A 13,803-nucleotide genomic window follows, 5' to 3' on the forward strand; every position below is an offset into this window, starting at 1 on the left:
GTGTCTCCTAGTGTGAGGCGCGGGCGCATCAGAATTTGCTTCCCGCTGTGGGCTTGATTTCGAGGGCGACGCCCTCCTGAATCACCACGACCACATCCTTGGCCGCACCCACCTCGACGATGGGTCCGGCCTGGCGGGCGAGATCGAGATAGAAGTCGGTGAGCTTATCGGAGGATTTGGAGAGGCCGCCGGCAATGCCGGACTTGGCTGCCTCGCCCGCATCGAGCGACCGGACGGTGCCGAGCGCGGAGACAGACGTATCCCCGAACGTGTTTTCGACGCTCTGGCTCATGCCCGAGATCGTGCCGGCAATGAAGCTGCGCGCGAGCGCGGCGCCGGCCCGGGTGACGACCCGGCCCGATAGCCCCTTCTTCCCGTCGGTATCGACGAAGAAGCCCTTGATCGGTTGATCGACGACCGAGCGTTCATCGAAATCGACGCAGGAGAGGGAGACAAGCTGGACCTCGACTCGCTCCTTGGCGAGGCTGCCGGTCGCATTGCCGATAACGAAGCAACCCGAAAGGTTCGCCTTGACGTCATTGGGGAGCACGGCGGGTGCCTGGACGCGAGCGATCAGCGGTTCCGGGTTCGACGTCGCGTCCCGGCTCGCCAGCGCGTCGATCCCGGTCAGCAGCCGCGCCTTCATGAAACCAGGTGGCAAATAGATCGTCCGGGTCTTTTTTTTAATGCCGTTTGCCCCTTTGTCGCCCGCGTCGGCGGTGAGCGCGGCGGTGGCGGTACCGATCGAGCCGACTTGGCGCTCCACAGCAGGGGCAGGCGGTGCGGGAGGGGCAGACGGCACGGGCGGCGGCGGCAGGCTGCCGTCGGCGCCCTCTAGTTCATGCGCGCTGGGGCTCGGCGGGAAGGCTGGGATGTCGCCGGGCATGGCGCTGGGCAAGTCGCCGTCCACCGCGTCGGTGGCGGAGCGCGCACCCGGCGCGATCTTGCCTTCCTCGATCGCGGTCACCCGGTCACCCAGCAGCGCCTGGCCGTCGAGGATCTTCTTCAGATCCCCGCGCACCTTGGTCTCAAGGCTGTCGCCGCGCAGGCCCGCGCCCATGTTAAGGTTGGACGTTGCCGGTGCAGCCGGCGCCTCGTCCTTCGACCCTGTTGATGCGGTGTAGAGGCCATAGCCGAACATTGCGATGACGACCCCGACGCCGGCCTGGCGCGCGCGCAGCTGTTGGTGAGCGCTTAGTGCCGCCCAACGAGCCTTCAGGTCGAGGAGGGCGGGGCCACGAAGCGCATTTTGGGCGCCGCCTTCCTTTGCGCTGCCGTCGGCACCATCCTTCCTGGGCGGGCGGGAATAGCCCTGCATCCCGGCATGCCTTCGCTGGGGGGCGGCATGCGAAGCGGGATCACCGCTACCGACACCTTTGTTGCCGGGGATCTTGTCGTCCGCGCCACTCACAGCGCTTCTCCCCGACGGAGCAGGATGAGCCGTGCGCTCTCGCCGGCGCGCAGCGACAGGCGATCGAGGGTGACGCTGAAGATGCGCGCGCCCATCGCAGTGCCTAGGAACAGCCGCTCGTCGATCTCGCTATCGGCGCTGGCCTCGATCCAATATTCGGACGCCGACAAGCCGGTGCCCTCGATCGCAACTCGGCGGCGTTCGGTGATGCGCAGCGCAGGCGCGGCGCTGAGTGCAAGCGGCGTTGGCGAGACGGCGACCTCGGTGAAACTGGCCGGAACCCGGTCCTGGAGCATCGAGAGGGTGATGGAGACGGCCCGCTCCTCCTCGACCAGCGGACCTAGCAATTCGCCATTGGCGCGGGCCTGCTGGCTGGCACCCGGAGCAAGCGTCACGGTTTGGGCGGGAATATCGGAGGGCTCGGCATAGAGCGGATAGATCGCGCCATTGCAGGTCACGAAAAATTCCGAAGGCGTGGTGACGAAGCTGCGGGTCACCTGGCCCGCGTCGTCGCTTTCCCTGACAAGGAATTTGACCCAAGCGTCTGCGCCGGCCTTCTCGACCGCAATCGCCTTCTCGGCCGAGAATTTGACGTCCTCGATCTCGCCGCCCTGGCAGACGAGATGGTTGATGTCCCGGTTGGAGAGACGGATGCTGCTTGTCTGGTCGGGCAGGGCCATGATGGCCTGCGCGAATGTCGGGACCGGAAGACAGGCGGCAATGAGCGCCGCAGGCGCGCAAAGGCGTTTACCGAAGTTCGGCATCGAAATTTTCCTCGGCTAGAGACAGGAGCCAGAAGCGGCCGGCATCTATCGTGAAGCGGATGCGCAGATTGCCCCGGAATTTGCGGATGACGCCGCCGATGACACGGACCTTCTCGACCGGCACCAGGATCTGGCGATCGGTCCAGGTGACGGCCTGATCGGGCCGGATATAGGTCGCGATCGAGAGCGTCGGATTATTGGCGAGCTCGTCGAGGATCGCGTTCAGGCTGTCGCGAATGCCATTATAGGCGGTCGGATGGACGATGCTGAGCAGCTCCTCAAACTGCCGGTCGGCCGACAGCGCGGAATAGGTGCCCGAAAGCGCCACGATGTTGCGCGTCATGGTGCGCAGATAGGCGGGCGAGGGTTTGCCGCCGGTCACATAAAGATCGCCGCCCGCGCCGAACGGCACGACAATCGTCCGCTGGTTCTGGCTCGCCGTATAAAGGGTGATCCCCAGGACCGTGGTGATGCCGAACAGGCCCGCAATAGAGAATTTTAGGAGTCGGTTTTCCTCGAAGAGGTTGGACGAGCCCTGTAAGTAGCGATGGATGCCGAAGCTCGCCGGTTTCCCGGCCAAGGGATCGCTGGTTTCTCGGGCGGATGATCTGCCGAACATGGGGTACCTCACTCGCAAAAGCGGGTCTGGGTGGGGCCGGGATAGCGCGGGAGCTTCAGCAGCCCCCAGCGCCAGGCGAGATGCGGCATGAAGCCGCGCGGCTTGGTCCGCTTCCAGGGAATGAAGAGGAGAAGGACGCCGAGGAGCGACCAGCCCACATATCCGCCGACGATGACGGCGACGAAGATGGTGGACACCATGAGGATGAACTCCTGCGCGTCGAACCAGAGGATCTGGACCGGCTTGTGCAGAAATTGCGGAAGTCTCTCGTCCACGTCCTTCTCCCTTGCTTCATCACGTCCGACCAGACGTGACTGTTACGAAGAGCGACCGTTCGCTCCCCGTTCCGGCGCAGGCCCAAAAGGAAAGCCCGCACCAGTCCCTATTTCAGGCGAGTCTCAGACCATCATGCCGAAGGTCTGGAGGATGGAATCCGCCCGGATCAGGCAGACGGCGGCGACAATTGTCGGGATGCCAATCATGATGTTGGAAAAGAGGCGGCTGACCCCGAACAGGAAGGCGGCAACGCCGCCCACGAAGCCGAGCGGACCCTTCACCCCCTGGTTCACCACGATGTCGTAGATATCGTAGCCAAGGTCGCCTGCGGCCGGTGCCTGGAAGGCGTGGGCGGCCGATGCCAGGGTCATCGCGATAAGCAGGGTGCCCACGGCATCGGCCGACGCAAAAGAGAGGCGGCGCATCCGGTTCCGGGATTGGGCAGGCAGTGAAGCAAGTTTGAGCATGGGCTTTTCTCCAGGCAATAAGGAGCCGTCCCCTGTGAATGCCTGCCGGCACCGACGCGGGTGTTCGCTGACGGCCAGCGAAGGGATGGGTGGCTCCAAGGAAACGGGCCCTATCGCCGGCATCTGTTGCTCAAGGCTTCGGCGTTTGTTCGTCCGTCGCCATGAGCCCGCCAAATGTGGGGGAAATTAGCTGGGCGGTTTTTTGGGCGCTTGCTTCTCGTCGAGCCAAGCCTCGATCTCAGCCTGCTGGAGACCGGAAATGAGGCGGCCATCCAGAACGAGGGTCGGCGTCCCCGATATGCCCATGGCTTTGACCGTCTCGGCATTCCTGGCAACAAGCGCCGCGCCCTCCTTGCAGGCAAGCAGCGGCTTTGGCGCTTCTCCGGCATAGGTGGCGCGGAAGGCGCCAGCCTGGTCCCTCGAGCAGAGGATATGCTCGGCCTTGGACGCAGCTTGCGGGTGGATACCGCTCACGAAATAGATTTGCCGTCGCACTGGCTTCCCTTCGGCTGCCTTTGCCGCCCAGAAACGATCGAGGGTGCGGCAATAGGGGCAGTCCGGATCGGTGAACTCGATGACGGTCGGCGCGCCCGGCGGGCCAATGGTGAGTGCTTGAGTGCGATCGAGGGTATCCAGCCTTTTCCGCGCGCTGGCGTCCTGGGCGAGGGCGGTCAGGTTGATGCCGTTCCGGTCGTAGATGGTGGCGAACAGCAGATGATCGCTCTGCGGCGCATAATAGAGAATGCGGCCGCCGGCGCTCGCTTGGAACAGCGGGCCAGTGACGGGCGCCGGGCCAAACTCTTCAAACTGGAGGTTTGCAAAACTCTGATGGAGTTGCGCTTCTGCTGCGCGTGCAGCGACCGAAAGATCGGTTTGGGACGGCATGTCTTGCGCCGCGGACGCCGAATGGGCGACCAAAGTGGCGAGAGCGGCTGCCATGTACCGATAGCGGGCTAAGCGAGGCGTCATTGGCCCAGATCCTTGTCCGACTCAAAGCGTGATTCGAATAGGGCTGCGTCAAATCGAATGCCTTGACCCAGCGAGATCGGCGGCGCATCGACGGCGACTGCAGCGCTAACTGCGCGTACGAAAAACTCCCCGTTCGTTTGGGAGATCTGCAAAGGCTGCGGCTTGGACGCCTGATTTTCTGCCTTGTGGCCTGCCGCTCCTGCGGGCGCGGTCAGCAAGGCGGTAGACAACAATCCAGCCAGAATGGCCGGGCGAAATACCGACATCGGATGGTCTCCTTTTCTTCAAGGCGAGGTGCCTTGTCGGACCGGCAGGGGGCTGAGGCGTCTGTCTTCAAATCTGCTCATATGAGCGTTCACATCAGCGCCCCCGTTCGGGATGAACCGAAGTAGGGCTGACAGTGCGGTTCGCCGCAATAGGGAGGGCACTGAGATGCCGAAAGCGGCACTGAAGTGCTTAAAGCGGCATCTCAGTACCGCTTTTCGCAATAAGGCACCGCTGGGACGACTATCCAGGCGGTAATCGGGCTGGATCGCGAGCGATGAGGCGCTCGTCGCGAATCAGTCAGATCACATTTTCGAGAGAGAGGTCAGTGCAGCGGCATTGGGTGGAGACGCACCTCAGGTTAATCGCGCCAATACCAGGACATTCATGTCGGGATTTGAAGGCGAGGGGGCGCGCTAGCACAGCGGAGCCGCCATCTCGTAGCGCAGGCGAGACGAAGCACCGTCATCTTGCACCCTCGCGACGCGCTTTTGAATTTTCCTTAGCTATGTTGGCTTGGCCGCGTTCTCGAGATGCTACTGCCTCGAACCCAGTTGGCCGGGCCGAAGCTGGTCGAACCGCTCAGCAATGGCTATCCACCGCTGCACGCCTGCCTCATCGCCAGCGAGTGCAAGTTCGGTCGCTCTCGTGGCAATATGATCCGGCGCATTCCCGCCATAGCGTCGTTCGATGGCCAGTGCCTCGGCCCATCTTTCCTGCTCTTCCGTCACAGCAAGGCAGGACCCACGGGGGCTGACTTTGATTTGTTCCAGGGATCGGTGGTGCGGTCCATCACGATCAGGTCGTCAGGAAAGCACCGGTCCTGAAAGCCAATGATGTCCTCGAAGCTGCCGCGCAGCCATTTCTCATATTCATCCTCATGGAGTAGCACCGGCATCCGGTCATGGACCGGCCGGATCGCCTCGTTGCAGTCGGTCATTGCTCCGGAAAACACCGGTCCCCACTCAGCGCTGTCGCGCCAAAGTCCGGCCCATGCAAACACAGCGCGGTCGCGAAGGGAGAACCAGGTTCTGGTTTTTGCGCCTTTTGGACCCTCGGCCTCAGCAAAATGCGTGGCAGGGATCAGGCATCGAAACTCAGGCTTACGGGCGGCTCCGATCCAGAAGGGCTTCTTCAGATCGGCAATATTGTTAACCGGCTTGGGTTTGGATTCCGGCTTCATTGTTTTGAGCCGCACCGGCCAGCCCCACGTCATGCTTTGCAGCACGCGCTCGCCGTCCTGCTCGCGAACTATCATTCCCGGATAGCCGGGATAAACTTCCTCGGGAGTATTGAACTGCGCGACAGGAAGAGTGACGCCGAAATGCGCTGCGACTTCTGCGGCACTCTTGCGCACGGTGAAGAGATTGCAGATGGGGTGGTCCTCCATATGTTTTGTCGACCGCCAGAGTAACATAGGCGGTCACGCAGTAAAGTCGGCGGTAATCCAGCCTCTGTTCCATCGATAGCGTTTGCCAACGTCCCCATTTCTTGCCAGTTACGAGTCTCTGATAGTGAACGATCAGCGCTTGCGCGGGGTGGCAATAATGTCACGACCATTGTTTCTCCTGCCAATCGCGCAGGGATTTTCACAGCCGCATTTTGCGGGCTATCGGGCGCTTCTCAGGAGGCTGGTGGAACGCACACGTAGATGAGAGGTTGTGAGCGTGAACCCGTCAGGAGGTGATCATGGCTGCGCGACCCTATTGGAAAGGCCAGATCCGGCTGGCTCTCGTATCGATCCCTGTTGAAATCTATTCAGCGACCAAGAGCGGCGCGACGATTGCCTTCAACCAGATTCACGAACCATCGGGCAAGCGCATCAAATATGAGAAGGTCGTCCCCGGCATCGGGCCGGTCGATCTCGACGAGATCGTCAAGGGCTTCGAATATACCAAGGGCGAATATGTGCTCCTGGATGAAGAGGAAATCGAAGGGGTCAAGCTGGAAAGCAAAAAGACCCTCGAACTCACCCAGTTCGTCGATGCTCAAGACATCGACATGATCTATTTCGAAAAGCCCTATTATGTCGTGCCTGCGGACGATCTGGCAGAAGAAGCGTTTATCGTTCTGCGCGAAGCACTGCGCCGTAGTCGCAAGGTGGGCCTTGGCCAGTTGGCGATGCGGGGCCGCGAATATGTGGTGAGCATCAAGGCTTGCGGCCGCGGGATGGTCATGGAGACACTTCGCTATGCCGATGAGGTGAACAAGGCGGCAAGTTATTTTCGCGAAATTGGCGACGGCGATCCGGATGAAGAATTGCTCGATCTTGCTACGACGCTGATCGACAAGAAGACCGGGAAATTCGATGCGAGCGAATTTCATGATCGCTATGTCGATGCGCTCAAAGATCTGATCGAGCGCAAGAAAAAGGGTAAGACCCTCAATATCGACAGCGATGATGACGGGGGCTCTGACCCGCGTGGCAGCAATGTCGTTGACCTGATGGCGGCGCTCAAGAAATCGATCGGGCCTGCGGGTGGCAGTGCCGCCAAAGCCAAGGCACCGGCGAAAAAAGGGACGGGCAAAGCGTCCGCCAAGGCCACGACAAAATCGGCCGCCAAGCCGACGCGCAAGGCTCCTGCCAGGAAACGGGCTTGACGCGGTGAACGATAATTCGCTGCGCGGCGAGGATGATGAAAGCGATACAGCCTTTGCCGAAGCATCCGTTACTTTATGGAGCAATCTTGTGGCACTGATCGGCACGCACATGCTCGAAACCGGTATGCCCCGGCAGGAATTGCTCGACTTGCTCACGATGCTGCACGAAACCAATGAGGAGACGATCCGTTCGCCGCAGGCGCGTGCGATAGCGGGTCGTCATCTCATGTCGGTCTATCGCGCGCTGGGAGACGCCTGAACTATCTTAATGCGTTTGGGCCAAAGCGCTTCCTGTCCGGGTCGCGGCTGCACCGAAACCGATCCTTCACATGCAAGTTGAAAAAGGCGCCTGCAGACGGCGCCTCGCAAAAGGCCTCGAAGGTCGAGACCGGAATATCATGGTATAGATATTTGCCGGTATCGCGGAAGGTGACGATGAGGATGCGTTGATCCTCGTCATATGCGATCCGGTCGATCATGGAGGAGTTTAGACGTCTGGCGCGCATGGTGATCGAGCGTCTGAACAGCCAGGACGGTTCCGCGTCAACAAGTTCTAAACGCATCCAGCACTCTGTGGATTGGATGTACAGTCAGCAGCGCGCTCTTTGAACCTGCGCATGATCAGCGGGGTTATGGCATCATGACGGATAAACCCATCGACCAGAAGCTGCGGGACATGGCGGAGCATCGGGGCCTCAAGCTTTTGAAGTCACGCAACCGCAAGCCCGGCAGCGGCGACTATGGGAAGTTCGGACTGACTGATGCAGAGGGCAAGGCTCTGCTGGGCGTTAGCGAGAAGGGGCTGACCGCTTCGCCAAAGGACATTGAGGCGTATCTGCGAAAGGGGGCCACCAGCACCTGGAAAGCGTCGGCGGAGGCGGCGCCCGCCCGATCGCCACATCCGTCCAGAGCGCGCGCGCAGGATGAAGAACAGGACGAGGAACCAGTCATTCGGCGGCGACGCGGGGCTATAGACCGCGTGAGGGGGCCTCGCCCGGCAGAAACGGCGTCGGCCCCGGCAGCCGGGAGCCAGCCGGTTTCGGGTGCCTCGGACAAAAGCGCTAAACCAGCTACGCGCAGGCGCTCCAAAATCACCGCCGCAGCTGCACGCAAGCATGATCGACAGGCAGATGCCCCTGCCAAGCCAGCCCCCACCGCCCTTGAAATACGGATCGCCAAATCGTCAGATGCGGCAGGACTGTCAGGGCTGCTGCGCCAGCTTGCAGCCGGTAAAGCGGACGAACTGGGCGTCGCGCGCAATCTTGAGACACTCCGCAAGGCCGGCGGCGGGGCCTGCATCGCTGAGAAAGGCGAGATCATCGGCTGCTGCTGTTGGACCAGCATCCAGACGCTTCAGCATGGCCTCATCGGTCGCATAACCCTGCTGCTAGTGGACAAGGGCCAGCGGCGGCAGGGGGTCGGAAGCGCCTTGCTGAACGACGCCTGCGCGGCGCTTCGCAAAGCGGGCTGCAGTCGAATAGAGGTCATGAGCGATATTGAAATCAGCAACGCCCATAATTTCTTCCGCGCGCTCAAGTTCGAGCAGACCAGCTACCGCTTCGCGCGAGATATGGTGTCACACGACTGATCCGCTTCTGCTTCCCTGCCAACCTGACCGTGATGCGCGGTTACCGCATGAGACCGGCTGCGCGAAGGGCATCATGGATGACTTTTTCAACGCCCGCCCTTGCGGACCCGGCAGGGGGTGAAGCCTCAGTTGCCATAGGCTCCAGGCGGCTGATCTTCGCCGCCGGCAAATGCGCGGGCATTTCATCTGTTCGCTTATAGGTGGAGGCCGCTTGAGCCGTTTGATCGACGTCAAGCAAGCCCCAGGTGGCTGCAATCCGCCGTGTTGAGGAGATGCCGGCGTCCAGCATATGGGGCATTGCGCTACCGCATGCTTCCGGACCGGTGGTCGCGATTGGCGTGCCATGGCCCATATTGGCAATGCGAAAGTTCTCGACCAGGGGGCGGCCAGAGCCGTCGCTCCAGACGCGGCGGCGATGCTGCCCGATCATTTCGGTGGCGGCGGTCGTGGGATCGAGATCGTGAACCGAGAGCCATTGAGCAAGGATCGCATCAGCATTCTTGCTGCTGACCGTCTGATCTACACTACCGTGCCAGATCGAAATGCGCGGCCAGGATCCTTCATGGCGCGACGCCTTGCGTACGAGATCCCCGAGCTGTTTTGCGTTGATCGCGACCGGATCGCGCATGGCTTGCAAGGCCTGCTGGACATTGTCGGCCGACCCATACGGGAGACCCGCGATGATGGCGCCGCCTGCAAAAACCTCAGGATAGCTCGCCAGCATGACGGACGTCATGGCCCCTCCGGCCGAAAGGCCCGTGACAAAAACGCGCGAAGGATCGATATCATAGGCCGTTACCGTGGCGTCAATCATCTGGCGAATGGAGAGGGCTTCGCCTCTGTCTCGGCGATTGTCTGCTGGAGAGAACCAGTTGAAGCAGAGATTGGAATTGTTCGTTCGCTGCTGCTCCGGAAACAAACAGACAAATTCCTGTTCGTCAGCCAGGCGCGACCAGCCCGAGCCATGGTCGTAGCCGCCAGCGGTCTGAGTGCAGCCATGAAGGACAACCACGAGCGCGGGCCTTTTGCAAAGCTGGGAAGGAACGTGAATCCTGGCCACCAGGGCGCCCGGATTGGCGCCGAAGTCCTCCAGAACTTTCAAACGGCTTGCACCGACGGCATTTGCCGGAGCGGCTGTCACGCCGCGCATCGCGGCGAGCTTTGCAATAGTCGCGGATAATTTGGTCACGCGGATATCTCCCGTTTGCCAGGCAGCGCATGAGATAGTTATAAGGACGTTTATGCTGCACTGCACAATATGGTGATCAGGCAAGCGCGTGCAAGGCGATACCGACGAACAAAGCGAGGAAAGTCGTGGCAATCTGCGGTGGAACGACTTGCGCGTGCCGCAGGTTGATCGGCGGTAGCTGGGAAGAGGAAAATGGCTAAGGCATCGACGCGGAAAGCAGGCGATAGTCTCACACTCTATCGTGCGAAACGGGATTTTACGCGAACGAAAGAGCCGTCCGGCGCGAGCGCGCCGACAGCCGGCAACGGCTTTGTCGTGCAGAAACATGCCGCATCCCGTCTCCATTATGATTTCAGGCTGGAGCTGGACGGCGTCCTCCTCAGCTGGGCTGTTACCCGGGGGCCAAGTGCGAACCCGGACGATAAGCGGCTTGCGGTACGCACAGAGGACCATCCGCTCGACTATGCCCGGTTTGAAGGCACGATCCCCAAGGGTGAATATGGCGGCGGCACGGTCATGCTGTGGGACAATGGCACCTGGGAACCGATCGCCGGGAAGGATCCGCGCAAGACGTTGCCGGAAGGGCATCTCCACTTCATTCTTCATGGGCGACGGATGCAGGGCGAATGGATCCTGTTTCGCTTGAAGCCCCGCGGCAAGGAGAAGGGCGAAAACTGGATCCTTCGCAAGGTGAACGATGCTTTTACGGGTGGTTCGGACGATCTCGTCGGTATTCATCTCACCAGCGTCGACACCGGGCGAACTATGGAAGAGATCGCGGCTGGAAAGCCCGTGCGAAGGCGGAAGGCCGCGGGCGGCTCTGCCGGCAAACATGCTGCAGCACCCGCTGCCGCATCAGCAAGGAAAGCACGCCAGAAGGGTAAAGCGGCATTGCCTCCGTTCCAGCCGGTACAACTGGCGACGCTGGTCGACCATGTTCCGCCAGGAGACCGATGGGTCCATGAACTTAAATATGACGGCTATCGCACCTTATTGGCAGTCGGTGGCGGAGAGGGAAGGGCGTACACAAGATCGGGCCTCGACTGGTCCGACCGGTTTGCCACCCTTATCGCAGACGCGGGGACGCTGGATACCGGCAGCGCGCTTATCGATGGCGAAGCTGTCGTGATCCTGCCTGACGGACGGACGAGCTTCCAGGCACTTCAGGCGGCGCTGAAGAGCGATCCGGGCAAGATCGACTATATGGCTTTCGATCTCCTGGCGCTTGATGGCGAAGACCTCACAGGCCGCCCGCTGCTTGAGCGGAAGGAAAAGCTGGCAGCGCTGATCGGCGAGGGCAGGGGGCATCTGCGCTATTCGGACCACATTGTTGGGCGAGGCGAGCAGTTGTTTGACAGTTTTTGTGGCGCCGGGCTGGAAGGCGTCATCTCCAAACGTATCGATGCGCGCTACACGGGTTCGCGATCGGGCTCATGGGTCAAGACCAAATGCATTCGCCGCCAGGAGTTCGTCATCGTGGGCTGGACCCCTTCGGACAAGCAGCGCGGTTTCCGTGCGCTTCTGCTGGGCGTTCACGAAAGAGGAAAGCTGCGCTACGCCGGTAAGGTCGGGACCGGTTTTAGCGGGGACGAGGTCGAGCGGTTGATGGCGCTTATGGCACCGCTTGAGCAGAAGAAGCCAACGGTCGAAGCGCCGCGGGCCGCCGTGCGGGGAGCGACCTGGATCAAGCCCAGGCTAGTCGCCGAGATCGCTTATATCGAGTTCACCGACGAGGGTGTGCTGCGGCACTCCAGCTATCTGGGGTTGCGCGAGGACAAGAAGCCGGAAGCTGTCGTGCTGGAGGTGGAAACCCCTGTCACGACCGCGGCGCGATCGGCAGGTACCAGCGGCGTCAAGATCAGCAACAGGGACCGGGTGATATTCCCAGAAGGCAAGCTCACCAAGGGTGAACTGGCGGACTATTATGAGGCCGTGGCTGATATCATGCTGCCTTGGGCTGGGAACCGACCCGTCAGCCTCGTGCGTTGTCCGCAGGGAAGCGACAAAAAGTGCTTCTTTCAGAAGCATGATGCCGGAAGCTTTGGCGACAGCGTCAAGCAAGTCGCGATCCTAGAGAAGGATGGCCATGAGGAACCCTATCTGTTCGTGGACTCGCTTGAAGGCCTCCTCACCTGCGTCCAGATGGGGACTATCGAATTTCATGGCTGGGGCGCGCGGATCGAGGATGTCGAAAAGGCCGATCGCCTTGTCTTTGATCTCGACCCGGATGAAGGGTTGGAATTCAAGGATGTCGTCTCCGCTGCTCTTCACTTGCAGGATGTGCTGGGCCAGATGGGGCTGGTGACCTTTCCGATGGTGACGGGCGGTAAAGGGGTTCATGTGATCGCGCCGCTGACGCCAACCGCGGAATGGCCGCAGGTCAAGGATTTTGCCCACCGCTTCGCGCTGGCTCTGGCGCAGGCCGATCCCGACCGCTTTACTGCCGCGCTGGCCAAGGCCCGACGCTCGGGCAAAATCTTCATTGACTATTTGCGCAATCAGCGCGGCGCGACCGCTGTCATGCCCTATAGTGCCCGGTCGAGGCCGTTCGCCCCGATCGCGGTGCCGGTGACTTGGGAAGAGCTGCGCGATCTTGATAGCGCAGGCCATTGGCATATCGGCGATGTGGCGGAAATGGTGATGCGGGCGGCTTCCAGGGATCTGGCCAACTGGGGGCGGGCCGACCAGATCCTGCCGGACCTGTGAAGATCGCCACCTATAATGTGAACGGCGTAAACGGGCGTCTTCCAGTCTTGCTGCGTTGGCTTCGCGAAGCGGAACCGGACATCGTCACGCTCCAGGAATTGAAGGCGCCGCAGGAGAAATTTCCCGAAGCGGCCATCCGCCACGCAGGCTATGACGCGATCTGGCATGGGCAGAGCCGATGGAATGGCGTGGCCATCCTGAGCCGTGTTGGCGAAATTCATGAAACCCGGCGCGGTCTGCCAGGCGATCCACATGACGAACAGAGCCGCTATATCGAATCAGCGGTCGGCGGCGTGCTGGTGGCTGGACTGTACCTCCCCAACGGAAATCCCCGGCCCGGCCCCAAATATGATTTCAAGCTGCGCTGGTTCGATCGGCTGCACCAACATCTCGCAACACTTATCGATCTGGACGCGCCCGTCGTGATCGCTGGCGACTATAATGTCATGCCGACGGACCTCGACGTCTATGCGCCCGAGCGCTGGCAGGACGACGCGCTCTTCGCGCCCGAAGTGCGTGCGGCCTATCAGCGACTGCTGAATCAGGGCTGGACGGATGCTCTGCGATATCTGCACCCTGACGAGACCATCTACACCTTCTGGAAATATCTGCGCTTCGCCTTCGAGCGCAATGCTGGCCTTCGCATCGATCATCTCCTGTTAAACGCTAAAGCCAAGGCGCGCCTAGTTGCGGCCGAGGTCGATAAGGCGCCGCGCGGGTGGGAAAAAAGCAGCGACCATGCGCCGGTCTGGATTGAGCTGGAAGAAAAGCCACGTCGCCACAGAGCGAAGAAGCCGACCTGATTAGGCAGGCCGCTTGCCTCCTCGGAACGAAGCCATGCGGTCCCCCGTTCGACGTTGATCAAAGGTGAAACACAACAGGAGCGGATGATGGAAGAACCAAACCCCGGTCAGAAGCCAAATGATGAAAAGCGCGCCGCTCAGCAGGG

16 protein-coding genes are annotated in these 13,803 nt (G+C 61.2%); 5 read left to right on the forward strand and 11 right to left on the reverse strand.

Annotated features, from left to right (window positions below):
- Window positions 1-28: 28 nt before the first annotated feature.
- From AC07UX_RS18955 to AC07UX_RS18995, 9 genes are all read right to left on the reverse strand, one after another.
- A complete protein-coding gene (locus AC07UX_RS18955) occupies window positions 29-1,318 on the reverse strand; it encodes a TraB/VirB10 family protein (protein ID WP_495193531.1) in 1,290 nt (429 codons plus the stop codon).
- Window positions 1,319-1,407: 89 nt separating this feature from the next.
- The gene (locus AC07UX_RS18960) at window positions 1,408-2,175 is read right to left on the reverse strand and encodes a type-F conjugative transfer system secretin TraK (RefSeq protein ID WP_495193532.1); all 768 of its coding nucleotides are present in this window, start codon (window positions 2,173-2,175) and stop codon (window positions 1,408-1,410) included.
- Complete coding sequence (locus AC07UX_RS18965) at window positions 2,159-2,794, reverse strand: TraE/TraK family type IV conjugative transfer system protein (protein WP_495193533.1); 636 nt, start codon at window positions 2,792-2,794, stop codon at window positions 2,159-2,161. The genes AC07UX_RS18960 and AC07UX_RS18965 overlap by 17 nt, the downstream gene beginning before the upstream one ends.
- 8 nt (window positions 2,795-2,802) lie before the next feature.
- Entirely contained in the window at window positions 2,803-3,069 is a 267-nt protein-coding gene (locus AC07UX_RS18970) for a type IV conjugative transfer system protein TraL (RefSeq protein ID WP_495193534.1), read from the reverse strand.
- Window positions 3,070-3,192: 123 nt separating this feature from the next.
- A complete protein-coding gene (locus AC07UX_RS18975) occupies window positions 3,193-3,495 on the reverse strand; it encodes a hypothetical protein (protein ID WP_495193535.1) in 303 nt (100 codons plus the stop codon).
- 228 nt (window positions 3,496-3,723) lie between these two features.
- Window positions 3,724-4,506 (reverse strand): DsbC family protein, encoded by a 783-nt coding sequence (locus AC07UX_RS18980; RefSeq protein WP_495193536.1) that lies wholly within the window; start codon window positions 4,504-4,506, stop codon window positions 3,724-3,726.
- A complete protein-coding gene (locus AC07UX_RS18985; protein ID WP_495193537.1) occupies window positions 4,503-4,772 on the reverse strand; it encodes a hypothetical protein in 270 nt (89 codons plus the stop codon). The genes AC07UX_RS18980 and AC07UX_RS18985 overlap by 4 nt, the downstream gene beginning before the upstream one ends.
- Before the next feature lie 534 nt (window positions 4,773-5,306).
- On the reverse strand, window positions 5,307-5,501 hold the full coding sequence (locus tag AC07UX_RS18990; protein ID WP_495193538.1) for a DUF6961 family protein: 195 nt from the start codon (window positions 5,499-5,501) through the stop codon (window positions 5,307-5,309).
- Entirely contained in the window at window positions 5,498-6,160 is a 663-nt protein-coding gene (locus AC07UX_RS18995; RefSeq protein ID WP_495193539.1) for an SOS response-associated peptidase, read from the reverse strand. The genes AC07UX_RS18990 and AC07UX_RS18995 overlap by 4 nt, the downstream gene beginning before the upstream one ends.
- 299 nt (window positions 6,161-6,459) lie before the next feature.
- On the opposite strand from AC07UX_RS18995, the gene ku reads away from it, so the two are divergent.
- Together ku and AC07UX_RS19005 are read left to right on the forward strand one after the other, a co-directional pair.
- Window positions 6,460-7,371 (forward strand): non-homologous end joining protein Ku, encoded by a 912-nt coding sequence (gene ku, locus AC07UX_RS19000; protein WP_495193540.1) that lies wholly within the window; start codon window positions 6,460-6,462, stop codon window positions 7,369-7,371.
- A gap of 4 nt (window positions 7,372-7,375) precedes the next feature.
- Complete coding sequence (locus AC07UX_RS19005) at window positions 7,376-7,630, forward strand: hypothetical protein (protein ID WP_495193541.1); 255 nt, start codon at window positions 7,376-7,378, stop codon at window positions 7,628-7,630.
- A gap of 1 nt (window position 7,631) precedes the next feature.
- On the opposite strand, the gene AC07UX_RS19010 is transcribed toward AC07UX_RS19005, so the two are convergent.
- Window positions 7,632-7,850, reverse strand: coding sequence for a KTSC domain-containing protein (locus tag AC07UX_RS19010; RefSeq protein WP_495193542.1), 219 nt, complete (start codon window positions 7,848-7,850; stop codon window positions 7,632-7,634).
- A gap of 161 nt (window positions 7,851-8,011) precedes the next feature.
- Between AC07UX_RS19010 and AC07UX_RS19015 the strand changes: the two genes are divergently transcribed.
- Window positions 8,012-8,959 (forward strand): GNAT family N-acetyltransferase, encoded by a 948-nt coding sequence (locus AC07UX_RS19015; protein WP_495193543.1) that lies wholly within the window; start codon window positions 8,012-8,014, stop codon window positions 8,957-8,959.
- Window positions 8,960-8,999: 40 nt separating this feature from the next.
- On the opposite strand, the gene AC07UX_RS19020 is transcribed toward AC07UX_RS19015, so the two are convergent.
- On the reverse strand, window positions 9,000-10,148 hold the full coding sequence (locus AC07UX_RS19020; RefSeq protein ID WP_495193544.1) for an extracellular catalytic domain type 1 short-chain-length polyhydroxyalkanoate depolymerase: 1,149 nt from the start codon (window positions 10,146-10,148) through the stop codon (window positions 9,000-9,002).
- Between the two features lie 192 nt (window positions 10,149-10,340).
- On the opposite strand from AC07UX_RS19020, the gene ligD reads away from it, so the two are divergent.
- The gene (gene ligD, locus AC07UX_RS19025; protein ID WP_495193545.1) at window positions 10,341-12,854 is read left to right on the forward strand and encodes a DNA ligase D; all 2,514 of its coding nucleotides are present in this window, start codon (window positions 10,341-10,343) and stop codon (window positions 12,852-12,854) included.
- Window positions 12,851-13,657, forward strand: a complete 807-nt coding sequence (xth, locus tag AC07UX_RS19030) for an exodeoxyribonuclease III (protein WP_495193546.1) — start codon at window positions 12,851-12,853, stop codon at window positions 13,655-13,657. Before ligD ends, xth begins: the two co-directional genes overlap by 4 nt.
- Window positions 13,658-13,803 lie beyond the last annotated feature (146 nt).

The sequence above is a fragment of the Sphingobium sp. GW821-FHT02B05 genome, from assembly GCF_059421905.1.

What these genes read in the sequence shown, in the direction of transcription:
- AC07UX_RS18955 (WP_495193531.1), bottom strand. Translation starts at nt 1,318, where the DNA reads ATGCAGGGCTATTCCCGCCCGCCCAGGAAGGATGGTGCCGACGGCAGC.
- AC07UX_RS18960 (WP_495193532.1), bottom strand. Translation starts at nt 2,175, where the DNA reads ATGCCGAACTTCGGTAAACGCCTTTGCGCGCCTGCGGCGCTCATTGCC.
- AC07UX_RS18965 (WP_495193533.1), bottom strand. Translation starts at nt 2,794, where the DNA reads ATGTTCGGCAGATCATCCGCCCGAGAAACCAGCGATCCCTTGGCCGGG.
- AC07UX_RS18975 (WP_495193535.1), bottom strand. Translation starts at nt 3,495, where the DNA reads ATGCGCCGCCTCTCTTTTGCGTCGGCCGATGCCGTGGGCACCCTGCTT.
- AC07UX_RS18980 (WP_495193536.1), bottom strand. Translation starts at nt 4,506, where the DNA reads ATGACGCCTCGCTTAGCCCGCTATCGGTACATGGCAGCCGCTCTCGCC.
- AC07UX_RS18985 (WP_495193537.1), bottom strand. Translation starts at nt 4,772, where the DNA reads ATGTCGGTATTTCGCCCGGCCATTCTGGCTGGATTGTTGTCTACCGCC.
- AC07UX_RS18995 (WP_495193539.1), bottom strand. Translation starts at nt 6,160, where the DNA reads ATGGAGGACCACCCCATCTGCAATCTCTTCACCGTGCGCAAGAGTGCC.
- ku (WP_495193540.1), top strand. Translation starts at nt 6,460, where the DNA reads ATGGCTGCGCGACCCTATTGGAAAGGCCAGATCCGGCTGGCTCTCGTA.
- AC07UX_RS19010 (WP_495193542.1), bottom strand. Translation starts at nt 7,850, where the DNA reads ATGATCGACCGGATCGCATATGACGAGGATCAACGCATCCTCATCGTC.
- AC07UX_RS19015 (WP_495193543.1), top strand. Translation starts at nt 8,012, where the DNA reads ATGACGGATAAACCCATCGACCAGAAGCTGCGGGACATGGCGGAGCAT.
- ligD (WP_495193545.1), top strand. Translation starts at nt 10,341, where the DNA reads ATGGCTAAGGCATCGACGCGGAAAGCAGGCGATAGTCTCACACTCTAT.